Below are 22,997 nucleotides of genomic sequence, written 5' to 3'. Positions count from 1 at the left end.
AAGGCTGTAGGTTAGGAAGCCGCCCCGCCCGCACGCTCGGCAATGGCGAAGGCGACGGCAAAGTCGTGCTCGTCACTGACACTGACCCGCACGGTGAGCCCGCGTTCCGCCAGCCATGCGGCCAGCTCGCCATGGCACACCGCCGTGGGCTCGCCGGACGGCAGGTTCATCAGCTCCATCGCGCGCCACGTCATCGGCCAGCGCATGCCCAGGCCGATGGCCTTGGAGAACGCCTCCTTGGCAGCGAAGCGCGTGGACAGGAAAGCCAGCCCGCGCTTTTCGGAACGCGCCTTGCGGGCGTGGTACTTGGCCAGCTCATCGGGGCCCAGCACCTTCTCCGCGAAACGGCCGTTGGTGCGTTCCATCACGCCCTGCACGCGGGCGATCTGGATGATGTCGGTGCCGACGCCGTAGATCACGCCGGGGCGCCCGCGGCAGGGTAGCGCGTGCCCAGGCGCGCGGCGACCATGATGGCCTTCATCTCGCGCACCGCGTTCTCCCAGCCCGCGAACACCGCATGCGCCACGATCGCGTGGCCGATGTTCAGTTCCTTGATGCCGGGCAGCGCGGCAATCGGCTGCACATTGGTGTAGTGCAGGCCATGGCCGGCGTTGACCACCAGGCCGTGCTTCTGGCCGGCATCGACGCCATCGGCGATGCGGCGGAACTCGAGCGCCTGCTCATCGGGCGTATGCGCATCGGCATAGCGGCCGGTATGCAGCTCGATCACCGGCGCGCCGCACGCGGCCGCGGCGGCGATCTGGTCGGCATCGGCATCGATGAACAGCGACACGCGGATGCCGGCGCCGGCCAGCTGCGCGCACGCCGCCTTGACCTGCTCGAAACGCCCGGCCACATCCAGCCCGCCCTCGGTGGTCACTTCCTCGCGGCGCTCCGGCACCAGGCACACGTCCTGCGGACGGATTTCACAGGCGATGTCGAGCATCTCCTGCGTGATCGCGCATTCCAGGTTCATGCGCGTGGCCAGTTGCGGGCGCAGCGCGCGCACGTCGGCATCGCGGATATGGCGGCGGTCTTCGCGCAGGTGCAGCGTGATCAGGTCGGCGCCGGCCTGTTCCGCCAGCAGCGCGGCGCGGATGGGATCGGGGTACACGGTGCCGCGCGCGTTGCGCAGCGTGGCGACGTGGTCAATATTGACGCCAAGGTCGATGACGCCCGGATTTGCGTGGAAGATCATGCGAGCAGGTGCAGGAGTAAGTCGGAGGGTTCTTGAGTCGGTCAGAGATACTGCAGGTCGATCAGTATCTGGCGCGTCTTCAGTGGCGCGCCTTGCAGATAATAATGCAGCAGGAACCGCATCAGCGCGCGGCTTTGCGCGGCGGTCTGCGCGCGGCTGTAATCGTCCTGCGCCATGTCCAGCAGCGTCTGGCCAGTGACCACCGGCCACGACGACGGGTCGCTCGGCTGCGCGCGGCGCACGCCGCGCTCTGGCTGGTAGACATAGTCCAGGCCTGGCTGGACCCGCTCGCCGGTGCTCAGGCACTGGTCGAAGGCCACCGCGAAGCCGGTTTCCTGCAGCAGCACGCGTTCAAAGCTGCGCAGCACCAGCCCGGCTTGCTCGCCGTGCGCCAGCCGCGTCAGCGTCGTCAGGTAGTGGCGGAACAAGGCCGGATGCGCGTCCTCGCGCGGGCAGAAGCGCATCAGCAGCTCGTTCAGGTAGAACGCCGACAGCAGCGCGTCGCCGTCCAGCGGCGGCATGCCGCCGACCCACTCGGCCTTGGTCAGGGTCTTGACCTCGCCGCGGCCGCTCCATGACACCGAGACCGGGTGGAAATGCTGCAGCACCGCGCGTAGCGCGGAGTGCGGGCGCTTTGCGCCCTTGGCCACCATCGAGATGCGGCCGTAGTCGCGCGTGAACAGGTCCAGGATCAGGCTGGTCTCGCGATACGGCCAGGCGTGCAGCACAAAGCCGGGCTGCTCGGCCACGCGCGACTCGGGCCGCGCCGGCACGATGCGCATGGCGCGGTCCATCATCGCGCGCGCGGCCGCGTCGGCCATGCCCGGCAGCGCCTTGCTGTCGAGCAGTTCGGCGGCCTCGTCGACGACGGGGTCGGCGCGGCGGGACCGTGGCGCCGGCGCCGGCGCGCGCGCGATGTCAGCCGTCTTGCTCACTGGTCGCTCGCCGTTATGCTCACTCGTAGCCGTACGCGCGCAGCCCAGCTTCGTTGTCGGCCCAGCCGCTCTTCACCTTGATCCACATTTCCAGGTAGACCTTGCCGTCGAACAGCTTTTCCATGTCCAGGCGCGCCTCGGTGGAGATCTGCTTGAGCTTGGCGCCCTTGTTGCCGATGATCATGGCCTTGTGCGCGTCGCGCTCGACCAGGATGGTGGCAAAGACGCGGCGCAGGCGGCCCTCGGTCTCGAACTTGTCGATGATCACCGTGCTGGTGTACGGCAGCTCGTCGCCGGTCCAGCGGAACACCTTCTCGCGGATGATCTCCGAGGCCAGGAAGCGCTCGCTGCGGTCCGTCATGGCGTCGGCGTCATACATCGGCTCGCCTTCCGGCAGGTAGGGCCGGATGATCGCGAACAGGCGCGCGATATGGTCGTGGGTCTTGGCCGTCATCGGCACCACTTCGCGGAACGGGAACTGCTGCCCCATCTTTTCCAGGAAGGGCATCATCACTTCCGAGCGGTTCTCGCCGTTGACGCGGTCCAGCTTGTTGGCGATCAGCAGCACCGGCGTGCTCTTCGGCAACAGCGACAGCACCTTTTCGTCGTCGGCGCCGTAGTAGCCGGCCTCGACCACGAACAGGACCAGGTCCACCGACGACAGCGTGGACGTAACCGCGCGGTTCAGCGAACGGTTCAGCGCGCTGGCGTGGCGGGTCTGGAAGCCCGGCGTGTCGACGAACACATACTGCGCGTCATCCGTGGTCTGGATGCCGACGATGCGGTGCCGCGTGGTCTGCGCCTTGCGCGAGGTGATGCTGATCTTCTGGCCGACCAGCGCGTTCATCAGCGTGGACTTGCCCACGTTGGGGCGGCCGACGATGGCCACGGTGCCGCAGCGGAACGCCGCGGCCGGGGTATCCGCCGCGTCTTGCTGCGGATGGGTAGATTCGGTCATTCCTTCAACCTGAGAGACAGCTGTGGGTCTTGCGGCACGGGTTGCTTGCGGGTCTTGCCGGTGCGCTCGGCGCGGCTGCGCTTGAGCAACTGCGGCACCAGCTTCTGGACTTCGTCCAGCGCCAGCTTGGCGGCGGCCTGCTCGGCGGCGCGCCGCGAGGCGCCGGTGCCGAACACCCGGACTTCCAGTTTAGGCACCGTGCACTCGACTTCAAACTGCTGGCTGTGCGCGGCCCCGTGTGTGGCGATTACGTTATATTGCGGCAGGGCGATCTTATGGCCCTGCAGGTATTCCTGCAGCAGGGTCTTGGCGTCCTTGCCGAGCGTGCGCGGATCGACCTGCTCCAGGATCGGGATATAGAGCTTGCGGATCAGCGCCCGGGCGGCATCGAAGCCGGCGTCCAGGAACACCGCGCCGACGATGGCTTCCAGCGCATCGGCCAGGATCGACGGGCGGCGAAAGCCCCCGCTCTTGAGTTCGCCCTCGCCCAGGCGCAGGGTATCGGACAACTGCAGCATCTGGGCGATCTCGTACAGCGCCTGCTGCTTGACCAGGTTGGCCCGCACGCGCGACAGGTCACCCTCGTCGAGCTTGCCGAACATGCCATAGAGCATGTCCGCCACGGCGCAGTTGAGCACCGAATCGCCCAGGAATTCAAGGCGTTCGTTGTGCTGGGCGCTGTGGCTGCGGTGCGTCAGCGCCTGTTGCAGCAATTCGGGCTTGCTGAATCGGTAGCCGAGTCGTTGCTGCAAGGCGTCAAGGTTCATATCAGTGCTGCGTTCCTGAATAGGTAATCAGTAGGCTCAGGGGTCCATAGACGGGCACCTCGGTCCGGTACGAGAAATCGACCGACTGGATGGTGCCGTTCTCGTCTTCCCGGATCAGGAGGTCCTCGGCCTTGACTGCGGTAATCCGGTCGATGACTGCCTGTTTCTCAAAAAAATCGACCACTTCGCGCTTGTTGGTGGCGCGCTGCTTGGCATAGCTGGCCGCGCGCTTGACCGAAAAATACTCCACCAGACTCGGGATCGCGCGCAGGGCCGGCAAGGCCACCCCGATCACGAACACCACGATCACCAGCAGCGTCCAGACGGAAAACCCGCCCATGCCTGCCCGGCGTCGTACCGGATTCCTGCCCCCCACCTTCCCAAATTGACCCATGATGCGCTTGTCCTCGTTTTGCGTTGAGTGTTCTTGCGCCGCGGGGATTCTTATTTGAACGTTCCCACGCGTCCGAAATTGCCCAGGTTCATCCAGATCACAAAGGCCTTGCCGACGATATTCTCGTCCGGCACGAACCCCCAGTAACGGGAATCCAGGCTGTTGTCCCGGTTGTCACCCATGACGAAATAGTGACCCGCAGGTACCTTGCAGGTCACGCCCTGCTGATTGTAAGTGCAGTTTTCCCGGTACGGGAAATCCGGGTCCGCCCCCGCGATAAACGACGGGCGGTCGGCGTCGTTCAGGATGCCATGATCGACGCTGCCTGGCAGCTTTTCGCGGAAATGCTTGGAATACGCCAGGCGCTCCTCGTCCAGGAAATCCGGCAGCGCAGTGTACTCGGCCGGCTTGCCGTTGATGGTCAGGCGCTTGTTGGCATACTGCACCACGTCGCCCGGCACGCCGATCACGCGCTTGATGTAGTCGAGCGACGGGTCCTTCGGGTAGCGGAACACCATCACGTCGCCGCGCTGCGGCTCGCCCATGTCCACGACCTTCTTGTTCACCACCGGCAGGCGGATGCCGTACTCGTACTTGTTGACCAGGATGAAGTCGCCGATCAGCAGCGTCGGGATCATCGAGCCGGACGGGATCTTGAACGGCTCGACCACGAACGAGCGCAGCACGAACACCGCCAGGATCACCGGGAAGAAACTGGCCGAATACTCCAGCCACCACGGCTGGCGCAGCTTTTCCTCGGCCAGGCGCTTGCGCGTGGCGTCAGCTTCCGCCGCGCCGAAGCGGCCCTGCAGGTCGGCCTGGCGCGAATCGAACTCGGCCAGCGCCAGCCGCGCCGAAGAGCGGCGCTGCCGCTCGAACACGAGCTTGTCCGCAACCCACGCGACGCCCGTAATCACCACCAGCACAAAAAGGATCAGTGCAAAATTCATGACGGCTTCTGGTTTTTTGAAATCCTGGTACAGCCTGTTCTTTCACCACGGCGGCAAGCCGCCGCGCGTGGCACTGCCCTGCTCGCTGCGCCTTCTTACTTGTCGTCCACCTGCAGGATGGCCAGGAAAGCCTCCTGCGGGATCTCGACCGTACCGACCTGCTTCATCCGCTTCTTGCCGGCCTTCTGCTTTTCCAGCAGCTTCTTCTTGCGCGTGATGTCCCCGCCGTAGCACTTGGCCAGCACGTTCTTGCGCAGCGCCTTGACGTTTTCGCGCGCAATGATATTCGCGCCGATGGCGGCCTGAATCGCCACGTCGTACATCTGGCGCGGAATGATCTCGCGCATCTTGGCCGCGACCTCGCGGCCACGGTATTGCGAGTTCGAACGGTGCACGATCACCGACAGCGCATCGACCTTGTCGCTGTTGATCAGGATGTCGACCTTGACGACGTCCGACGGGCGATATTCCTTGAACTCGTAATCCATCGACGCATAGCCGCGCGACACCGACTTCAGGCGATCGAAGAAGTCCATCACGATTTCCGCCATCGGGATCTCGTAGGTCAGCTGCACCTGCTTGCCGTGGTAGCTCATGTTGATTTGCGAACCGCGCTTCTGCGTGCACAGCGTAATCACCGAGCCGACATATTCCTGCGGCATATACAGATTGACGGTGACGATCGGCTCCAGGATCGCCTCGATCTTGCTCGGGTCCGGCATCTTCGCCGGATTTTCCACGGTGATCACGGTGCCGTCGCGCATCTCGACCTGGTACACCACCGTCGGCGCGGTGGTGATCAGGTCCATGTCGAACTCACGCTCCAGGCGCTCCTGCACGATCTCCATGTGCAGCAGGCCGAGGAAGCCGCAGCGGAAGCCGAAGCCCAGCGCCTGCGACACTTCCGGCTCGAACATCAGCGAGGCATCGTTGAGCCGCAGCTTTTCCAGCGACTCGCGCAGCGCCTCGTACTGGTTGGCCTCGACCGGGTACAGGCCGGCGAACACCTGCGGCTTGACTTCCTTGAATCCCGGCAGCGGCGCCTCGGCCTTGCGCTGCATGGTGGTGATGGTGTCGCCCACCTTGGCCGCCTTCAGCTCCTTGATGCCGGCGATGACGAAGCCGACCTCGCCCGCCGTCAGCGCATCGCGGGGGATCGACTTCGGCGTAAACACGCCCACCTGTTCGACCAGGTGCTGTGAGCCGTTGGCCATCAGCAGTACCTTGTCTTTGGGACGCAGGGTGCCGTTGACCACGCGCACCAGCATCACCACGCCAACGTAGTTGTCGAACCACGAGTCGATGATCAGCGCCTGCAGCGGCGCGTCGGCGTCGCCCTTGGGCGGCGGCACCTTGGCGATCAGCGCCTCGATCACGTCCTGCACGCCCTGCCCGGTCTTGGCCGAGCACGGCGTGGCGTCCTGCGCATCGATGCCGATCACGTCCTCGATCTCCTGGATCGCGTTATCGGGATCGGCCTGCGGCAGGTCGATCTTGTTGAGCACCGGCACCACTTCCACGCCCAGCTCGATTGCGGTGTAGCAGTTGGCCACGGTCTGCGCCTCAACGCCCTGCGAGGCGTCGACCACCAGCAGCGCGCCTTCGCAGGCGGACAGCGAGCGGCTCACTTCATAACTGAAGTCGACGTGTCCCGGGGTGTCGATCAGGTTCAGGTTGTAGACCTGGCCGTCGCGCGCCTTGTAGCTGAGCGCAGCGGTCTGCGCCTTGATGGTGATGCCGCGCTCCTTTTCGATATCCATCGAATCGAGGACCTGCGCTTCCATCTCCCGATCCGACAGCCCTCCACAAAGCTGAATGATCCGGTCGGCCAGGGTGGACTTCCCATGGTCGATATGGGCAATGATCGAGAAATTACGGATATGGTCCATCTAGTGTTCAGGGGGCGCCGGCGTGAGAGCCCGCGCGGCAACAAGCGGTTGAGCGGCCCGGCGCCGCGCGCCGCAAGGCGTGCGCGGGCGTACCGCAGGTTCGGGGGGTGCAATTTTTGCGCCAATCTGCAATTTTACCGGATTTTCAATGACTTCCGGGTCGTCAAATGGCGGCGTGGCGCGGCGGGCGGCGGTTACCGGCGGGGATCAGCAGGTGGTGTGCGCGCCACCATGTGCGGCAAGCCACACCCTTACGGCCGCTTCGTCGAGGAAATAGTGGCAAAGCGCCACGGCGCTGCCTTGCAAGTCTGCCGGCGTGCCTGGCATCAGTACCGGCACCAGCTCGCCAAAGCGGTCTTCCAGCCCCGCATCGGCATCGACATCCACCTCATGCAGGGTGAAAGAAAAATCGCGCCGGAGCGGCTCCAGCGCGACCTTCATGTCTTCGCAAAGGTGGCAGTATGCCCGGCCGTACAGCGTCAGCGCGGGCATACCGGCCATGGCGGATCAGCGGCTGGACGTGGCGCCAGGACGCAGCGTCAGCACCTGGGTGGCGTCGCCGCGCCGCACGAACACCGCGGCAATCCGGTTCTTGTCCAGGCTACGCACCAGCTCGTTGAACTGGCGGGCGTTGGTCACGTCCGTATCGCCCAGGCGCAGGATGACGTCGCCCGGACGGATGCCGGCACGCAGCGCCGGGCCGTCGGCCACTTCCACCTCGACACCCGACTTGAGCTTGAGCTCCTTCAGGCGCGCCTCGGGCAGGTCATTGACCACCAGGCCCAGCGCGTTGGGCTTGCCGGCCTGCGCCGCGCTGTCGTCCTTGGGCGTTGCGCCGCTGCGGGCCTTGGCCTTGCCGTCCGGCTCCAGCTCGGTGACGGTGATCGTGACGTCGCGGGTCGCGCCCTTGCGCCACAGCTGCAGCGGCACGCGCGTGCCCGGCTTGGTCTCGCCCACCATGCGCGGCAGGTCCGAGGCCCGCTCGATATCGCGGCCGTTGAACTTGAGGATGATGTCGCCGGCCTCGATGCCCGCCTTCTCGGCAGGACCACCCGGCTCGACGCTGCCGACCAGCGCGCCGCGCGCACGGCCCAGGCCCAGCGAATCGGCCACCTCCTTGGTGACGTCGCCGATGGCCACGGCGATGCGCCCGCGCGTCACGCGCCCGGAGGCCTTGAGCTGCTCGGACACGCGCATCGCCTCGTCGATCGGGATCGCGAACGAGATGCCCATGTAGCCGCCGCTGCGGCTGTATATCTGCGAGTTGATGCCGATCACCTCGCCGCGCAGGTTGATCAGCGGGCCGCCGGAATTGCCGGGGTTGACCGCCACGTCGGTCTGGATGAACGGCAGGTAGTCGCCCGTGTCGCGGCCCTTGGCCGAGACGATGCCGGCGGTCACGCTGTTGTCCAGTCCGAACGGCGAGCCGATAGCCAGCACCCATTCGCCGGCGCGAACCTTGTTGGAATCGCCCAGCGGCAGGCGCGGCAGCCCGCTGGCCTCGACCTTGAGTAGCGCCACGTCGGTGCGCTTGTCCGAGCCGATCAGCTTGGCCTTGAATTCGCGCTTGTCGGGCAGCGTCACATAGATGGTTTCGGCATCGGCGACCACGTGCGCGTTGGTCATCACGTAGCCGTCCTGGCTGATGATGAAGCCCGAACCCACGCCGCGGCTCTGCTCTTCCTGCTGCGGCGGCTGGCCGCGGCGGGGGGCGCCGGGCGCCGGGGCACCGGGCATCGGCACGCCGAAGAAGCGCCGAAAGAATTCCGCCATCTCGTCATCGCCGCCGGGCGCACCGCGCTGGCGCACGAGTTCCGTAGTGCGGATATTGACCACGGCCGGGCTCGCCTTTTCCACCAGGTCGGTGAAATCGGGCAGGTTGTAGTTGGAGGCGGCAGCCTGGGCATGGCTGACTTCGGCAACAGTCGGGCCGAGCAGCATCATGGCAGCCATGACCACGGCCCGCGCCAGGGCTGGAGATCTGAACATCATCGACAACTCCCGGGATTCAGCAAATAGAAGAAAAACCGTCTGGATGTGATCCCGTGGCGGGGACCCCTGCGCAAGTTTCATGGAGCCGGCGCCGGGACAGAGTCCGGCGGCGTCGGCTGCACCTGCGTCAAGCTCAGTGTACCGCCTTGGGCGGGCGGTATTCCACGGCGGTCGCAAACTGCCGGACGGTGCTCGCCGGCACCTCGCCCACCACGGTAATCCAGAAATCGGCAATCCGGCGCACCACGACCTGGGTCGCGCCGAGCGCGGCCACGCCCTCGCGGCGCACGCGTTGCTCGGAAACCGGTTCAATGAAGACCGACAGGCCGGTCAGCCCATCGCTGTAGACGACCTGCAGCACTTCGAAGACCTGGCCGTGCGCGTTGCCCGGCGCGGGCGCGCGCAGTTCGCCGAGCGGACGGCGGACTTCACGGATCTTCTGGAAGCCCTTGAGCGGCACCGCAATCGACCAGCCCTCGTCGGCGATATTGGTCGGCTGGTAGGTCACCTCATAGCGATTCCAGCTGCTGGAATTCTTGATCGCCCCGAGGATACGCTGCTTTTCGGACGGCACCCCGATCTGCACCTGCGAGAACGCGACCTGCTCCAGCACCTTGCCGCCGTCGCCAATGGTCTGCGCGCGCATCAGCAGGCCGGAGTTTTTCTCCGCCCACAGGTGCACCGCATAGCGTGCGGCATCGTGCGGCTCCAGCGCAAAGACCTCGCACTCCATGCCTGCCACCCGCTCGGCGGGCATCTTGCGCATGTCGTACAGGTCCAGCACGTCGTTCTTGTTGGTGGCGAGCAGCGCCGGGAAGCGGTCCTTGGCTTCCTGCTTCTCCACCACCACCAGCTTGGCTTCGGGGATCAGGCTGTGCACCACGTCATTCTGCCGCAGCACCTCGCGCGGCTTGCCATCGAGCGTTTCCAGGCGTTCGTACTCGTTGTGGACGAGATCGCTGTAATGCTGGATACGCGAGGCGTGCATGACGCTGCCGCGCTGGTAGATCAGCGTGCCGACATAGTTTTCGCGCTGTGCGGCTTTGTGGATCTTGTTGAGCCAGGCGGTGGCGTCGCGTCGGTTCAGCGTACTGTCTGAAGGCTGTGCGGTGGCCGCGGCAGCGCTCAGACACAAGGCCAGAAAAAAGGACCTACGCAGGGCCCTGATTTTCTGCGCGCCCGCTACATAGGCGGGCGACCCTCCTTTAAGCATGTCCGGCATTATTCCTGCGTATTTTCCTGAGTAAAGTTTGCACCGTTGGCAACCGTGCGCATGGTGGGCACGAACGCATCCGTTGCCACCGACGTGCGATGGGCACGCAGGTATTCGTCCAGGCGCGGGTCACGGATCATCTGGGGACTTTCCGCCGCCACGGTGACGATACCAGAGGCCGGGCTGGCTGCGGGCTGGTCGGCGCGCGCCACCACGGCATCGGGGGTGGCCAGCGTGGCGGGGCCGCGCATCTGCGGCACGACCACCCAGCTGACCGCTGCCACGGCGGCGGCGATCGCGGTGCCCGGCATCACGCGGCGCACCCACGACGGCCTGACCAGCAGGCGGTGGCGGGCGCTGGCCTGCGCCACTGCCGGCACCAGTACGTGCGGCTCGGCTTCCAGGCGCGCGGAGAAACGAGAGAGGAAAGCAGTGGTGGAACCCGCGTGCGTCAGGTCTTCCGAACGCAGCGTGTCGCCGATCAACTGGTAAGTGGCCCAGTCGGACATGCCGGCATCGCTTTTCGCGAGACCCAGCACGGCATCGACTTCGTGCAGCGCCAGTTCGCCATCCATCAGTACGGAGATCTGCTCCGCTGCTTCCACTACATGAACCGACTGCTTATGAGCCTGACCCATTTCCCACCCCAAGACATTCCATTGAACACCGATAATCCCGTCACTTCTGTCGCTTATCGATGCAGGAATACGCTGCAACGCTGGCCGCACGACATTCTTCTCGACTACCCGACTACTACCACCGCTTGCCCTCTGCCGTTCCCAGCAGCGGACGCAATTTCTCGGCAATCGCCTCGCGCGCCCGGAAGATCCGCGAACGCACCGTCCCGATCGGACATCCCATCGCTTCGGCGATCTCCTCATAGCTGAGGCCCTCGATCTCGCGCAGCGTGATGGCGGTTCGCAATTCCTCCGGAAGGGCCTCCATGGCGCGGTTCACCGTCTCGGCGACCTGGCGCGTGTGAAGCATCGATTCCGGCGTATTGATATCCCTTAGTTGCTCACCGTCCGCAAAAGTTTCAGCCTCTTCTGCATCGATATCGCTGGACGCTTCCGGGCGGCGGCCCTGGGTGGCCAGGTAGTTCTTGGCCGTGTTGACGGCGATCCGGTACAGCCACGTATAGAAGGCCGACTCCCCGCGGAACTGGGGCAAGGCGCGGTATGCCTTGATAAAGGCATCCTGCGCCACATCCTCAACCTCAGCGGGGTCCCTGACCAGGCGCGAAATCAGGCGAATGATCTTCCGATGGTATTTGGTCACCAGAAGTTCAAAGGCCCGCTTGTCGCCCTGCTGGACGCGTTCAACTAGGAGCTGATCGGCTTCGCGTTCGCTCACGTATGGCTCACCTGCAGTGTATCTCTTGGTTTGGTCGTCACGACAAACGTTGTATTTTACCTACGATTCTAAGCCCGCCCGGTGAAGCAACGCGCATCCTGTGACCGTAAGCTAACAAAATCGTTCCCCTGCCGGCATATCAGGTTGCACCCGCAGTGCAACTCTGGCGGCGCGTTGCAACCGCCGCACCAACTCGGGCGAACCCGCCTGCCAGGGAAGAAATATGGCGCCCGGCATCCCGGGCGCTCCGGGGACCAGGCGCACGACAACGGCGCCCCCGGCCTGCCAGCATTGCCTGACCACAGCCTCGTGCCGGGCACCGCCCGGCCCTTGCAGGCGGATCCGCAATGGCTCCTTGCCGTCGGGGGCGTGCAGCACCGCGGTGCAGTGCCAGCGCAGGCCGCGCCACCACGCCAGCCAGGCACGCACCGTCGCCGTGGCGGCAAGCGTGAGTCCCAGCGCCATGGCGGCATGCCCCCAATGGAAACCAGACTGACTGCCGGCCACCACATCGGCCAGCGTCCGCGCCAGCAGCGCGAGCGCCAGCGTTTCGCCGGCACAAAACATGAACAGGGCCCACAACGGGTGGACCCTGCCCTGGCGCAGCCCGCGAAGGGCCCGCCTCAACCACGGATCAGGCGCGGCGGAAAACAAGCGTGCCGTTGGTGCCACCGAAACCGAAGTTGTTCTTCACCGCGACGTCGATCTTCATCTCGCGCGCCGTGTTGGCCACGTAGTCCAGGTCGCACTCGGGATCCTGGTTGTCGAGGTTGATCGTCGGCGGCGACACCTGGTTGTGCAGCGCCAGCACGGTGAAGACCGATTCCAGGCCGCCGGCACCGCCCAGCAGATGGCCGGTCATCGACTTGGTCGAGTTCACCACCATCTTGTAGGCCTGCTCGCCGAATGCGGCCTTGATCGCATCGGATTCGTTCTTGTCGCCCAGCGGCGTGGACGTGCCGTGGGCGTTCAGGTAGTGCACCTGGTCGGTATTGATGCCGGCGTCCTTGAGCGCATTGACCATGCAACGGCGCGGGCCGTCCATGTTCGGCGCGGTCATGTGATAGGCGTCGCCGCTCATGCCAAAGCCGATCAGCTCGGCATAGATGCGCGCGCCGCGCGCCTTGGCCGACTCGTACTCCTCCAGCATCATCACCCCCGCGCCTTCGCCCAGCACGAAGCCGTCGCGGTCCTTGTCCCACGGACGCGAAGCGGCCGCCGGATCGTCATTGCGCGTCGACAGCGCACGCGCAGCGGCGAAACCGCCGATGCCCAGCGGCGACACGGTCGACTCGGCACCGCCCGCCAGCATGGCGTCGGCATCGCCGGCCTGGATCAGGCGGGCGGCCAGGCCAATGCTGTGCAGGCCGGTCGTGCAAGCGGTCACGGCAGCCAGGTTCGGGCCCTTGATGCCGTGGATGATCGACAGGTGGCCCGCGATCATGTTGATGATCGATCCCGGCACGAAGAACGGCGAAATCCGGCGCGGACCACGCTCGGTCAGCACGGCGTGGGTTTCTTCGATCAACGGCAGCCCGCCGATGCCCGAACCGACCAGCACGCCGATGCGCTCGGCATTGGCGTCGGTCACTTCCAGGCCGCTGTCCTTCAGCGCCTGCGTGCCGGCTGCAATGCCGAAATGGATAAAGGTATCCATCGCGCGGGCTTCCTTGGCGGGGATGTAGTCCTCGGCATTGAAACCCTTCACTTCACCGGCAAAGTGCACGGAAAGCGCGGAGTGATCGAATTTGGTGATGGTGGCGATGCCGGACTTGCCGGCAACCAGGTTGGCCCAGCCTTCGGCAACCGTGTTTCCGACCGGAGACACAAGGCCAAGCCCAGTGACGACGACGCGACGACGGCTCACTATGTTTTCCTACGGGTGCGTGAAACGGGAACGGAACGGAGATCAACCCGCCGCCGGCCTTGCGGGCCGCACGGCGAAGCACATTCCATTCTGCTTCTTCAAACAGACGAAAGCCACAGAAAACAGCAAGGCGCGGCCGCAACGGCCCGCCCACCTGCCTTCTGTGGCTCGGAATGCAGAGACGACGGGCTTAGGCCTTGACGTGCGCGGTGGCGTAGTCGATAGCCTGTTGCACGGTCGTGATCTTTTCGGCTTCCTCATCAGGAATTTCCATGCCGAATTCATCTTCCAACGCCATCACGAGTTCAACCGTGTCCAGCGAGTCCGCACCGAGATCGTTCACGAACGACGATTCGTTCTTGATGTCTGCCTCGGCCACGCCAAGCTGTTCTGCCACGATTTTCTTGACGCGTTGTTCGATATTGTCCATGTAACCCTCCAGGGAAGTTCGACAAAAAGTGGGCGCATTTTAGCAGGTTTGAGGCGACAGAAATGCCGCCTGCCAAGCTTTGCAAGAATCGCGCCCGTTTGGTTCGGAAAACTACTACTTCAGGCGGCTTCTTCGGGCTTCTTCCCCGAAACCAGCCAACCAAAAACCCATTAGTTCATGTACATCCCGCCGTTCACATGCAGCGTAGTGCCGGTAATGTAAGCGGCTTGCGGACCAGCCAGGAAGGCCACCGCGTTGGCGATATCCTCCGGCTGGCCAAGGCGACCCAGCGGGATCTGTGTCTTGAGAGAAGCATGCTGCTCTTCGGACAGCGCCTTGGTCATGTCGGTGTCGATAAAGCCCGGCGCGACACAGTTCACGGTCACGTTGCGGCTGCCGATTTCCGCGGCCAGCGAGCGGGTCATGCCCGCCACGCCCGCCTTGGCAGCAGAGTAGTTCATCTGGCCGGGGTTGCCGACCGAGCCCACCACCGAAGTGATATTGATGATGCGGCCCTGGCGGGCCTTCATCATCGGGCGCAGCACCGCGCGCGACAGGCGGAACACCGAGGTCAGGTTGGTCTGAATCACGGCCAGCCAGTCCTCGTCCTTCATGCGCATCGCCAGCTGGTCCTGCGTGATGCCGGCATTGTTGACCAGCACGCCGATGCCGCCGTGGGTCTTGACGATCTCGTCGATGAGCGCGTCGCAAGCGGCCGCGTCATTGACGTTGAGCACGGCGCCCTTGCCCTTCAGGCCATCGACGCCGAGGTAATCGGTGATGCCGGCCGCGCCGGCTTCGCTGGTGGCGGTGCCGATCACGGTGGCGCCCTGGCGGGCCAGTTCCAGCGCGATGGCGCGGCCGATGCCGCGCGAGGCGCCAGTGACCAGCGCAACCTGGTTGTCGAGAAGTTTGGTCATGCGGATGTCCTCTTGCTTACTTCAGCAGCGCCAGCGTGTCTTGCAGCGAGGCCGGATCGAAGATCGCGCCGCCGGTCAGGTTGCCGTCGATGCGCTTGGTCATGCCGGCCAGCACCTTGCCGGGGCCGCATTCGATCACGTGCGTGATGCCTTCGGCGGCCATCTTCTGCACGCACTCGACCCAGCGCACCGGCGCTGCGGCCTGGCGCACCAGGGCGTCCTTGATCGCGTCCGGATCATTGACGATGGCGACGTCGACGTTGTTCACCAGCGGGATCGACGGCGCCGAGAAAGCCAGGCCGGCCATGCGCTCGCGCAGGCGGTCAGAAGCGGGCTTGAGCAGCGACGAGTGGAACGGCGCCGACACCGGCAGCGGCAGCGCGCGCTTGGCGCCCTTGCCCTTGGCGATTTCGCAGGCCTTCTCGACCGCGGCCTTGTGGCCGGCGATCACCACCTGCGACGGCGCGTTGAAGTTCACGGCCTCGACCACGCCCGCGGCCGATGCCTCGGCGCAAGCGGCGCGCACGTCGTCATCGGACAGGCCCAGGATCGCGGCCATGGCGCCCTCGCCCACCGGCACGGCTTCCTGCATGGCTTGCGCGCGGAAGCGCACCAGCGGCACCGCATCGGCAAACGGGATCACGCCCGCAGCCACCAGCGCCGAGTACTCGCCCAGGCTGTGGCCGGCAACCAGCGCCGGCGCCGGGCCACCGGCGTCCAGCCAGGCACGGTAGACCGCCACGGCGGCGGTCAGCATCACCGGCTGCGTGTTGGTGGTCAGGTTCAGCTCTTCGGCGGGGCCTTCGGCGATCAGGCGACCGAGGTCCTGGCCGAGCGCGGCCGAGGCTTCTTCCACGGTAGCGCGCACCACGGCGTTATCGGCGAAGGCATTGAGCATGCCGACCGACTGCGAACCCTGGCCGGGAAATACGAAAGCGAATTTCATCGGAATGGAACCCTAACAAGAAACGGGTGGCCGGCGCCGCGGCATGTCCTGCATGCGCGGCATGCCATGGCACCGGCCGCGAATCACATGCGCAGCAGCACCGCGCCCCAGGTGAAGCCGCCGCCCACGCCTTCCATCAGCACGGTCTGGCCCGGGCGGATGCGGCCGTCGCGCACCGCGACGTCCAGCGCCAGCGGGATCGACGCGGCCGAGGTGTTGCCGTGCTCATGCACGGTGGCGACCATGCGCTCCGCCGGCAGGCCCAGCTTCTTCGCCGTGCCCTGCATGATGCGGATATTGGCCTGGTGCGGAATCAGCCAGTCAACCTGGTCCGGCGTCAGGCTGGCAGCCTCCATGGCTTCGCGCGCGACCTTGTCCAGCACATTCACAGCCAGCTTGAACACAGCCTGGCCGTCCATGTGCAGGAACGGGTTGCCGGTGATGTTGCCGCCGGCGACGTTGCCCGGCACGCACAGGATATCGACATGCCTGCCGTCCGAGTGCATCGCGGTGGACAGGATCCCCGGCTCCTCGGAGGCCGACAGCAGCACGGCGCCGGCACCGTCGCCGAACAGCACGCAGGTGGTGCGGTCGTTGAAGTCCAGGATGCGCGAGAACACCTCGGTGCCGATCACCAGCACGTTGCGGTGCGAGCCGCTGCGGATGAACTTGTCGGCCGTGGCCAGCGCGTACACGAAGCCCGAGCACACCGCCTGCAGGTCGAAGGCCGGGCAGTGGTTGGTGATACCCAGCTTTTCCTGCACGATGCAGGCCGTGCTGGGGAACACAAAGTCCGGCGTCGAGGTGGCGACGATGATCAGGTCGATGCTCTGGCGGTCGATGCCGGCAGCCTCGATGGCCTGCTCGGCAGCCTTGACCGCGAGATCGCTGCTGGTCACATCCGGCTCGGCCCAGTGGCGTGCCGAAATGCCGCTGCGCGAGACGATCCAGTCGTCGCTGGTCTCGATGCCCTTTTCGGCAAGCTGCGCGGCCAGGTCATGGTTGGTCACGCGCCGCGGAGGCAGGTAGCTCCCGGTACCGATGATTTTTGCGTACTTGGTCATGTTTTGTCGGATCGTATGGCCCGCAGGCACCCTCGACCGGCGCGCGTGGCGCTCAGGCGACGTGGGGGCTGGGATGCGCGCCAGGCACCTCTGTCTCCGGGGCGGGCTGTGCAGCGCCTGCGGCGCTGGATTTATCGGCAAAAGCCCGGGTAATGCGGGCGATCACGCCATTCTTGGCGGCATCATACCCGCGTTTGATGGCCCACTCAAAAGAATGGGCATCGGCCGAGCCGTGGCTCTTGATCACCAGCCCGCGCAGCCCAAGCAGCGAGGCGCCGTTGTAGCGCGCCGGGTCAAGCCGCCTGGCCAGGCGCGACAGCACCGGCATGGCGACTGCGGCCAGCAGCTTGGTGAACCACGAGCGGGTGAATTCTTCCTTGATCATACTGCCGATCATCTTGGCCAGGCCCTCGGTGCTCTTGAGTGCCACGTTGCCGACAAAGCCGTCGCAGACCACGATGTCGGTAGTGCCCTTGAAGATGTCGTTGCCTTCCACGTTGCCGTAGAAGTTCAGCTCCGAGGCGCGCAGCAGTTCACCCGCACGCTTGACCACCTCATTGCCCTTGATGACTTCCTCGCCGATGTTCAGCAGGCCCACCGTGGGGTGGTCCTTGTGGTCGACCACGGCCACCATGGCTTCGGCCATGCGCGCGAACTGCAGCAGGTGCTCGGGCTCGCAGTCGGCATTGGCGCCCAGGTCCAGCACAGTGGTGCCCCAGCCTTGCTCGTTCGGGATGGTGGTGGCGATGGCCGGCCGCTCGATGCCTTCGAGCGTCTTAAGCACATAGCGCGACACCGCCATCAGCGCGCCGGTATTGCCGGCGGAAATGCAGGCACCGGCCAGGCCTTCCTTGACCTGCGTGACGGCGACGCGCATCGAGGAATCCCTCTTCTTGCGCAGCGCCACCTCGACCGGGTCATCCATGGTGATGACCTCGGTGGCCTCGACGATAGTCACGCGCGGATGGTCCAGCGCGTGAAGCTTCTTCAGCTGCGTCCGGATGGGGTCGGGCAAGCCGACCAGCACCATCTCGGCGTCGTCGTGGCGGGATAGAAAACTGATCGCCGCAGGCACCGTCACGGAGACTCCGTGATCGCCGCCCATGCAGTCGATAGCGATTTTGATCGTCATTGTTCCTGGTACGGATAGCGCGGCGGCGCACGCCACGCCCGGCGGGAAATCCGAGCGCCCAACAAAAAAGCGGCAACGATCTTGCCGCTTTTTTGTCTCTGACACTTTTAGTGTCCGACCTACAGGCATGCGCGAGCGAGACGCAACGTCACGCCGAACGAAGCTATCAGTCGTTCTTGGTCTTGATGACCTTGCGGCCACGGTAGTAGCCGTTCGGGCTGACGTGGTGACGCAGGTGGGTTTCGCCGGTGGTCGGCTCAACTGCCAGCGGCGCGGCCGACAGGTGATCGTGCGAACGGTGCATGCCGCGCTTGGACGGCGACTTCTTGTTCTGTTGAACAGCCATGATGACTCCTTCGAGAATTTTTCAATATTAACACACGCATCCCGCCCAAGGCGTAGCCGGGGCCCGGCCGGATGCTTCAGATTCACCTGCAAGACCTTGCGCACCGCCTGTCGGCGGCATCAATGCTTGGTCTTCAGGCCGGCCAGCGCCGCAAAGGGCGAAGGTCGCTTTTCTTCCTCAGGCTCAGCCTCTGGCTGCGCCTCGCCGTCCGAACCGGTCACGAGGCTTTCGTGCACCGTCGGGCAGACGTCATGCTTGGGGGCCACCGGCAACGCCAGCAGCACTTCATCTTCAATCAGGTCCAGCAGCGAGAAATGCTTCGAGCCGGCGATCACGTCGACTTCGTCGTCGTCCATCGGCGCGGCGTCGGCCGCTTCCTCGCTCTCCACCACCTCGAAACGCGTTGCCGTATCGATCGGCTCGGCATAGGGGGCCAGGCAGCGCTGGCAATCCAGCCATATCCGGCCCTGCACGGTCACGTCGAGAAACAGCCGCCGCGCCACCGGGGCGCCCGGCTCGGCCGCCTCTTCACGCATGAAGCCAGTGGCCGTATAGGCAAACGTCTCATCGGGTGCCGAGGCTGGCGCTTGCGCGGCGGTCTCGGCTAAGATGCGCGGCAAATCCCGCACCGCCACGTCGCCGGCCAGGCTTTCACCCTTCCGGCACAAGGCGAAGAGATCAAGCGCGCGCAGGTCAATCGGCTGGGTCATGTGCGTGGCTCCGGTCGCTATACAATGACTGGTTCACCACATTCCACGCCTGTCGGACTACGGGCCGCACACATTGGCGGCACTGCGCCCGGGTGCGGATGCGGCTAAACGCGCGATTGTACGACGTAAACCGTGCCGAGGTCAAAGGTCTTGCAACGCGGGCCGCACCTTTTACTGTTTCGCTTCCTGTTCCGATTCCATTACTTATGTCCCCAGACCCCCGCCCAAGCCTGATCCTTGGCTCCGGCTCGCCCTACCGCCGCGAATTGCTGGCGCGCCTGCGCATTCCGTTCGAGGTGGCCGTGCCCGACATCGACGAAACACCGCTTGCCGGCGAAGCGCCCGAAGCCACCGCGCTGCGCCTGTCACAGCGCAAGGCCGAAGCCATTGCCGCACGCCATCCGGGCGTGCTGGTGATCGGCTCGGACCAGGTGCTGACCCTGGACGGCGAACAGATGGGCAAGCCCGGCACGCACGAGAAAGCCGTGGCGCAACTGCGCCGCATGCGCGGGCGCACCGCCACCTTCCACTCGGCCCTGTGCCTGCTGGACGCACGCACCGGCACCGTGCAGTTGGCCGACGTGCAGACCCGCGTGACCATGCGCGACCTGACCGACGCTGAAATCGAAACCTACCTGCAGCTGGAGCGCCCCTACGACGTGGCCGGCAGCGCCAAGTCCGAAGGCCTGGGCATCACGCTGCTGGAACGCGTCGAGTCGGACGACCCGACCGCACTGGTCGGCCTGCCGCTGATCGCGCTGACCGGCATGCTGCGCCAGGCCGGCTACCCTCTTCTTTCCGCATGACCCGCACGAGCCCACGATGAGCGGCACTCTTTACCTGATCCCCAATACCCTCGGCAAGCGCGACGAAGCCGACCCACTGGCCGACGTGATCCCGGCCGGCGTGCAGCAGGTCGCGGCCAACCTCGATTACCTCGTCGCCGAGAACGCCAAGACCGCGCGCGCCTTCCTGAAGAAGCTGGGCGAGACCACGCCGCTGGCGCGCCCGATCCAGCAGATCGAGATCCGCGAGCTGAACGTCAACACGCGCGCCGACGCCCTGGCCGCGCTACTTGTCCCGCTCGAAGCCGGCCGAGACGGCGGCCTACTGTCCGAGGCCGGCGTGCCGGCGGTGGCCGACCCCGGCGCCGACCTGGTACGGCTGGCCCATGCGCGCCACATCCGCGTGCGGCCGCTGGTCGGGCCCAGCTCGATCCTGCTGGCGGTGATGGGCTCGGGCCTGAACGGCCAGAGCTTTGCCTTCAACGGCTACCTGCCGGTCGATGCCGGCGAGCGCGCGCAGCGCCTGCGTGAGCTGGAGCAGCGCTCGCGCAAGTCCAGCCAGACCCAGGTGTTCATCGAAACGCCCTACCGCAATGCGGCGCTGCTGGAAGCCATGCGCCAGCACTGCGCCGGCACCACGCTGCTGTCCGTGGCCGTGGACCTGACCCTGCCGGGCGAGACCATCGTCACGCTGCCGCTGTCAGACTGGCGTCCCGAGCGGATCGACCTGCACAAGCGCCCGGCGATCTTCTCGCTACTGGCCATGTAAGCAATGACAAAGGGGGCGCGAACGCCCCCTTTGTCATTGCCGCAGCACCATCCAGGCTCAGTGCATGCCCTGCATGCGGTTGCTCCACAGCATGGTCTTCATCGCCGCTGAGCCCACTGCCGCGCCAAAGCGCTTGGCCACGCGCTCGGCGATGTTTTCCTTGACGGTGTAGTCGACGATGTCCGCGGCCTTGAGCACATCGCGCGCGACATAGTCGGCACTACCCAGCCCGTCGGCCAGGCCCAGCTCTATGGCGCGCTCACCCGACCAGAACAGGCCGGAGAACAGCTCCGGATCATCCTTGAGCCGGTCGCCGCGCCCTTCCTTGACCACGTCGATGAACTGCTGGTGGATCTGCTTGAGCATGGCTTCAGCAAAGGCCTTCTGCTTGGGCACCTGCGGCGAGAACGGGTCCAGCATGCCCTTGTTGGCGCCCGAGGTGTACAGCCGGCGCTCCACGCCCAGCTTGTCCATCAGCCCGGTAAAGCCAAAACCATCCATCAGGACGCCGATCGAGCCCACGATGCTGGCCTTGTCGACATAGATCTTGTCGGCCGCCGCGGCCACGTAATAGCCGCCCGAGGCGCAGATCTCTTCCACCACCACATAGAACGGCTTGGACGGATGAAGCTTGCGCAGCCGCTGGATCTCATCGTTGATGATGCCCGCCTGCACCGGCGATCCGCCCGGCGAGTTGATCTTCAGGATCACGCCGGCGGCATTGCTGTCAGCAAACGCCGCCTGCAGCGAGGCATTGATCGACTCCGCGCTGGCCGGGGTGCCCGCGGCGATCTCGCCCTCCAGCGTGACCATGGCCGTATGGCGGCCCCCGGTGCCGATGGTGCCATCGCCCTTGAAGTCGAACACCGCGACCAGGAGCAGCCCCAGCAACGCCAGCCCGACAAATCGGAAGAAGATGCGCCAGCGCCGTGCCGCGCGCTGCTCGCGCAGCGATGCGGTCAGCACTTTTTCCAGCAGATCGCGCTCCCAGCCGGTGCCGCTGCCAACCGGGGGCCCCGCGGTGGCACCGGCCATGCGCGCCTCGCGCTCGCGCGCTTCACGCCTTGCCGCGTCGTCGCCGGCGCGCAATTCGTCTTCCAGTGGGTAGTCGGCGCGCGGTGCGGTGACCAGGCGCTCGGACTCCGCCTGGGGCGCCCCTTCGCGCGGCTCACCCTCGCCGGCTGGCTTGTGCTCGTCCGGCTGACCCGATTCACCCGATGGCGGCTTCTGTTGTTCTGTCATGCAAATCGCTCGTGGAAACGCCTGGCAACCCAGGCCTGGAAATACAACGGCCGGCCCGACCGCCGGCCCTACCCGTCATTCAGGCACCGTCCATGCGCGCAGCGATCCGGTATGGCGCTTCCGGCAACCAGTAGACGTGGCCGTCGCGCTCCTCGATGCGCAGCTTGGCCAGCGATGCACCGCGGCAGGGACCGCCGACGCACTCGCCGCTGTCCGGCGCATAAACCGCGCCATGTGTGGCGCACATCAAGTATAGGCCTGAGGTATCGAAGAACCGGCCTTCCTGCCAGTCCAGCTCCATCGGCACATGGGCGCACTGGTTCAGGTAACCGTGCGCGGCGCCGTCGAAACGCACCACGAAGGCGCCGATCTCGCGCTGGTCCAGCGCCACCGAGAAGCGCACGCCCAGGCCGCCTTCCTCCAGGTCCGCGGCAGCGCACAGCCGCACCGGTGCCTGGCCGGCCGCTGCCTCAGGCATGGGCAAGCAGCCAGTCGGTCAGGTCGGGGATGGAGGTCGCGCAATGCAGCGGCGCCATCGCGCGCAGCGAATCTGCGGGATGTGCACCATAGCACACGCCAATCCCCTTGGCGCCGGCATTGGCCGCCATCTGCAGGTCATGGGTGGTGTCGCCGACCATCACCGTGCGCTCCACGTCCTGGCCCAGCTCGCGGGTCAGCTCGTGCAGCATGGCCGGGTGTGGCTTGGAGAAGGTTTCGTCGGCACAGCGCGTGGCGTCGAACAGGCGGGTCAGGCCGCTCGCGGCCAGCGCGCGCTGCAAGCCGACGCGGGTCTTGCCGGTGGCCACGCCAAGAAAATAGTGTTCGCCGCGCAGGGTCTCCAGCATTTCGCGCACGCCGTCGAACAGCACCAGGTCGGCGTCGCGAGCGAGGAAGTGGTAGCGGTAGCGTTCGGCCAGGCGCGGGTAGTCGGCGGGGTCCAGCGTCGGCACCGCGTAAGACAGCGCATCCTTCAGGCCCAGCCCGATCACGTGGCTGGCGGCCCTGTCATCCGGCACCGGCAGGCCCAGGTCGCGGCTGGCAAGCTGGATGCACTTGGCGATGGTCGGGGTCGAGTCCATCAGCGTCCCGTCCCAGTCGAAAACGATCAGGTCAAATTGTTGCCTGGCCATGGAAGTC

27 protein-coding genes are annotated in these 22,997 nt (G+C 65.6%); 2 read left to right on the top strand and 25 right to left on the bottom strand.

The genetic code is table 11. From position 1 onward, the window contains the following. Positions 1-11 precede the first annotated feature (11 nt). The 22 genes from acpS to AC3WL8_RS11660 all read right to left on the bottom strand — a co-directional run bounded on the left by acpS (position 12) and on the right by AC3WL8_RS11660 (position 19,064). Positions 12-419: a holo-ACP synthase gene (acpS, locus tag AC3WL8_RS11765; RefSeq protein ID WP_013957357.1), complete on the bottom strand. Its 408-nt coding sequence runs from the start codon at positions 417-419 to the stop codon at positions 12-14. Then, positions 416-1,198: a pyridoxine 5'-phosphate synthase gene (gene pdxJ, locus AC3WL8_RS11760; RefSeq protein WP_153954743.1), complete on the bottom strand. Its 783-nt coding sequence runs from the start codon at positions 1,196-1,198 to the stop codon at positions 416-418. Before pdxJ ends, acpS begins: the two co-directional genes overlap by 4 nt. A gap of 41 nt (positions 1,199-1,239) precedes the next feature. Next, a complete protein-coding gene (recO, locus tag AC3WL8_RS11755; RefSeq protein ID WP_013957359.1) occupies positions 1,240-2,133 on the bottom strand; it encodes a DNA repair protein RecO in 894 nt (297 codons plus the stop codon). A gap of 19 nt (positions 2,134-2,152) precedes the next feature. Further along, entirely contained in the window at positions 2,153-3,091 is a 939-nt protein-coding gene (gene era / locus AC3WL8_RS11750; RefSeq protein ID WP_211979959.1) for a GTPase Era, read from the bottom strand. Continuing rightward, positions 3,088-3,858, bottom strand: coding sequence for a ribonuclease III (gene rnc, locus AC3WL8_RS11745; protein ID WP_010814690.1), 771 nt, complete (start codon positions 3,856-3,858; stop codon positions 3,088-3,090). The genes era and rnc overlap by 4 nt, the downstream gene beginning before the upstream one ends. 1 nt (position 3,859) lies before the next feature. Then, positions 3,860-4,252: a DUF4845 domain-containing protein gene (locus AC3WL8_RS11740; RefSeq protein ID WP_013957361.1), complete on the bottom strand. Its 393-nt coding sequence runs from the start codon at positions 4,250-4,252 to the stop codon at positions 3,860-3,862. A 50-nt stretch (positions 4,253-4,302) separates the two neighbouring features. Beyond that, positions 4,303-5,202, bottom strand: coding sequence for a signal peptidase I (gene lepB / locus AC3WL8_RS11735; RefSeq protein WP_013957362.1), 900 nt, complete (start codon positions 5,200-5,202; stop codon positions 4,303-4,305). 95 nt (positions 5,203-5,297) lie between these two features. Next, a complete protein-coding gene (gene lepA, locus AC3WL8_RS11730; RefSeq protein WP_013957363.1) occupies positions 5,298-7,091 on the bottom strand; it encodes a translation elongation factor 4 in 1,794 nt (597 codons plus the stop codon). A gap of 207 nt (positions 7,092-7,298) precedes the next feature. Next, positions 7,299-7,583: a glutaredoxin family protein gene (locus tag AC3WL8_RS11725; protein WP_041228427.1), complete on the bottom strand. Its 285-nt coding sequence runs from the start codon at positions 7,581-7,583 to the stop codon at positions 7,299-7,301. A gap of 15 nt (positions 7,584-7,598) precedes the next feature. After that, the gene (locus tag AC3WL8_RS11720) at positions 7,599-9,083 is read right to left on the bottom strand and encodes a DegQ family serine endoprotease (protein WP_211979960.1); all 1,485 of its coding nucleotides are present in this window, start codon (positions 9,081-9,083) and stop codon (positions 7,599-7,601) included. Positions 9,084-9,216: 133 nt separating this feature from the next. Then, positions 9,217-10,296: a MucB/RseB C-terminal domain-containing protein gene (locus AC3WL8_RS11715; RefSeq protein WP_013957366.1), complete on the bottom strand. Its 1,080-nt coding sequence runs from the start codon at positions 10,294-10,296 to the stop codon at positions 9,217-9,219. An 8-nt stretch (positions 10,297-10,304) separates the two neighbouring features. After that, positions 10,305-10,934, bottom strand: coding sequence for a sigma-E factor negative regulatory protein (locus AC3WL8_RS11710; RefSeq protein WP_013957367.1), 630 nt, complete (start codon positions 10,932-10,934; stop codon positions 10,305-10,307). Positions 10,935-11,049: 115 nt separating this feature from the next. Beyond that, positions 11,050-11,649: an RNA polymerase sigma factor RpoE gene (gene rpoE, locus AC3WL8_RS11705; protein ID WP_010814682.1), complete on the bottom strand. Its 600-nt coding sequence runs from the start codon at positions 11,647-11,649 to the stop codon at positions 11,050-11,052. Between the two features lie 111 nt (positions 11,650-11,760). Continuing rightward, entirely contained in the window at positions 11,761-12,231 is a 471-nt protein-coding gene (locus AC3WL8_RS11700) for a hypothetical protein (protein WP_228772480.1), read from the bottom strand. 52 nt (positions 12,232-12,283) lie between these two features. After that, positions 12,284-13,516, bottom strand: a complete 1,233-nt coding sequence (fabF, locus tag AC3WL8_RS11695; RefSeq protein WP_013957369.1) for a beta-ketoacyl-ACP synthase II — start codon at positions 13,514-13,516, stop codon at positions 12,284-12,286. A 190-nt stretch (positions 13,517-13,706) separates the two neighbouring features. Continuing rightward, entirely contained in the window at positions 13,707-13,946 is a 240-nt protein-coding gene (gene acpP / locus AC3WL8_RS11690) for an acyl carrier protein (RefSeq protein WP_008644813.1), read from the bottom strand. 170 nt (positions 13,947-14,116) lie between these two features. Beyond that, positions 14,117-14,866, bottom strand: a complete 750-nt coding sequence (gene fabG / locus AC3WL8_RS11685; protein WP_211979961.1) for a 3-oxoacyl-ACP reductase FabG — start codon at positions 14,864-14,866, stop codon at positions 14,117-14,119. A 16-nt stretch (positions 14,867-14,882) separates the two neighbouring features. Continuing rightward, positions 14,883-15,812, bottom strand: a complete 930-nt coding sequence (fabD, locus tag AC3WL8_RS11680) for an ACP S-malonyltransferase (protein WP_013957371.1) — start codon at positions 15,810-15,812, stop codon at positions 14,883-14,885. 83 nt (positions 15,813-15,895) lie between these two features. Continuing rightward, entirely contained in the window at positions 15,896-16,876 is a 981-nt protein-coding gene (locus tag AC3WL8_RS11675) for a beta-ketoacyl-ACP synthase III (protein ID WP_013957372.1), read from the bottom strand. 52 nt (positions 16,877-16,928) lie between these two features. Beyond that, entirely contained in the window at positions 16,929-18,008 is a 1,080-nt protein-coding gene (gene plsX, locus AC3WL8_RS11670) for a phosphate acyltransferase PlsX (RefSeq protein ID WP_013957373.1), read from the bottom strand. Between the two features lie 166 nt (positions 18,009-18,174). Further along, on the bottom strand, positions 18,175-18,354 hold the full coding sequence (rpmF, locus tag AC3WL8_RS11665) for a 50S ribosomal protein L32 (protein WP_010814675.1): 180 nt from the start codon (positions 18,352-18,354) through the stop codon (positions 18,175-18,177). A 119-nt stretch (positions 18,355-18,473) separates the two neighbouring features. Next, a complete protein-coding gene (locus tag AC3WL8_RS11660) occupies positions 18,474-19,064 on the bottom strand; it encodes a DUF177 domain-containing protein (RefSeq protein ID WP_013957374.1) in 591 nt (196 codons plus the stop codon). A 206-nt stretch (positions 19,065-19,270) separates the two neighbouring features. Between AC3WL8_RS11660 and AC3WL8_RS11655 the strand changes: the two genes are divergently transcribed. Beyond that, positions 19,271-19,870 carry a Maf-like protein gene (locus tag AC3WL8_RS11655; RefSeq protein WP_013957375.1) on the top strand — a complete coding sequence of 200 codons (600 nt, stop codon included), beginning with the start codon at positions 19,271-19,273 and terminating at the stop codon, positions 19,868-19,870. 16 nt (positions 19,871-19,886) lie between these two features. Next, positions 19,887-20,618, top strand: coding sequence for an SAM-dependent methyltransferase (locus AC3WL8_RS11650; protein WP_492378288.1), 732 nt, complete (start codon positions 19,887-19,889; stop codon positions 20,616-20,618). Positions 20,619-20,675: 57 nt separating this feature from the next. On the opposite strand, the gene AC3WL8_RS11645 is transcribed toward AC3WL8_RS11650, so the two are convergent. The 3 genes from AC3WL8_RS11645 to AC3WL8_RS11635 form a co-directional block, all read right to left on the bottom strand. Then, on the bottom strand, positions 20,676-21,860 hold the full coding sequence (locus tag AC3WL8_RS11645) for a S49 family peptidase (RefSeq protein WP_013957377.1): 1,185 nt from the start codon (positions 21,858-21,860) through the stop codon (positions 20,676-20,678). 79 nt (positions 21,861-21,939) lie between these two features. Continuing rightward, the gene (locus tag AC3WL8_RS11640; RefSeq protein ID WP_013957378.1) at positions 21,940-22,338 is read right to left on the bottom strand and encodes a Rieske (2Fe-2S) protein; all 399 of its coding nucleotides are present in this window, start codon (positions 22,336-22,338) and stop codon (positions 21,940-21,942) included. Further along, on the bottom strand, positions 22,331-22,990 hold the full coding sequence (locus AC3WL8_RS11635; protein WP_492378287.1) for an HAD-IA family hydrolase: 660 nt from the start codon (positions 22,988-22,990) through the stop codon (positions 22,331-22,333). The genes AC3WL8_RS11640 and AC3WL8_RS11635 overlap by 8 nt, the downstream gene beginning before the upstream one ends. Positions 22,991-22,997 lie beyond the last annotated feature (7 nt).

The organism is Cupriavidus sp. FW305-F7, assembly GCF_058782875.1.
This window is presented reverse-complemented; position numbering and strand designations above follow the sequence as displayed.

Bases quoted from the DNA above. Each gene is read 5' to 3' on its own strand.
- AC3WL8_RS11645 (WP_013957377.1), bottom strand. From the start codon at position 21,860: ATGACAGAACAACAGAAGCCGCCATCGGGTGAATCGGGTCAGCCGGAC.
- lepB (WP_013957362.1), bottom strand. From the start codon at position 5,202: ATGAATTTTGCACTGATCCTTTTTGTGCTGGTGGTGATTACGGGCGTC.
- lepA (WP_013957363.1), bottom strand. From the start codon at position 7,091: ATGGACCATATCCGTAATTTCTCGATCATTGCCCATATCGACCATGGG.
- acpP (WP_008644813.1), bottom strand. From the start codon at position 13,946: ATGGACAATATCGAACAACGCGTCAAGAAAATCGTGGCAGAACAGCTT.
- era (WP_211979959.1), bottom strand. From the start codon at position 3,091: ATGACCGAATCTACCCATCCGCAGCAAGACGCGGCGGATACCCCGGCC.
- AC3WL8_RS11720 (WP_211979960.1), bottom strand. From the start codon at position 9,083: ATGATGTTCAGATCTCCAGCCCTGGCGCGGGCCGTGGTCATGGCTGCC.
- AC3WL8_RS11715 (WP_013957366.1), bottom strand. From the start codon at position 10,296: ATGCTTAAAGGAGGGTCGCCCGCCTATGTAGCGGGCGCGCAGAAAATC.
- AC3WL8_RS11650 (WP_492378288.1), top strand. From the start codon at position 19,887: ATGAGCGGCACTCTTTACCTGATCCCCAATACCCTCGGCAAGCGCGAC.
- AC3WL8_RS11710 (WP_013957367.1), bottom strand. From the start codon at position 10,934: ATGGGTCAGGCTCATAAGCAGTCGGTTCATGTAGTGGAAGCAGCGGAG.
- AC3WL8_RS11640 (WP_013957378.1), bottom strand. From the start codon at position 22,338: ATGCCTGAGGCAGCGGCCGGCCAGGCACCGGTGCGGCTGTGCGCTGCC.
- fabG (WP_211979961.1), bottom strand. From the start codon at position 14,866: ATGACCAAACTTCTCGACAACCAGGTTGCGCTGGTCACTGGCGCCTCG.
- rpmF (WP_010814675.1), bottom strand. From the start codon at position 18,354: ATGGCTGTTCAACAGAACAAGAAGTCGCCGTCCAAGCGCGGCATGCAC.
- AC3WL8_RS11675 (WP_013957372.1), bottom strand. From the start codon at position 16,876: ATGACCAAGTACGCAAAAATCATCGGTACCGGGAGCTACCTGCCTCCG.
- AC3WL8_RS11660 (WP_013957374.1), bottom strand. From the start codon at position 19,064: ATGACCCAGCCGATTGACCTGCGCGCGCTTGATCTCTTCGCCTTGTGC.
- rnc (WP_010814690.1), bottom strand. From the start codon at position 3,858: ATGAACCTTGACGCCTTGCAGCAACGACTCGGCTACCGATTCAGCAAG.
- AC3WL8_RS11655 (WP_013957375.1), top strand. From the start codon at position 19,271: ATGTCCCCAGACCCCCGCCCAAGCCTGATCCTTGGCTCCGGCTCGCCC.
- pdxJ (WP_153954743.1), bottom strand. From the start codon at position 1,198: ATGATCTTCCACGCAAATCCGGGCGTCATCGACCTTGGCGTCAATATT.
- fabD (WP_013957371.1), bottom strand. From the start codon at position 15,812: ATGAAATTCGCTTTCGTATTTCCCGGCCAGGGTTCGCAGTCGGTCGGC.
- AC3WL8_RS11635 (WP_492378287.1), bottom strand. From the start codon at position 22,990: ATGGCCAGGCAACAATTTGACCTGATCGTTTTCGACTGGGACGGGACG.
- AC3WL8_RS11725 (WP_041228427.1), bottom strand. From the start codon at position 7,583: ATGCCCGCGCTGACGCTGTACGGCCGGGCATACTGCCACCTTTGCGAA.
- plsX (WP_013957373.1), bottom strand. From the start codon at position 18,008: ATGACGATCAAAATCGCTATCGACTGCATGGGCGGCGATCACGGAGTC.
- AC3WL8_RS11740 (WP_013957361.1), bottom strand. From the start codon at position 4,252: ATGGGTCAATTTGGGAAGGTGGGGGGCAGGAATCCGGTACGACGCCGG.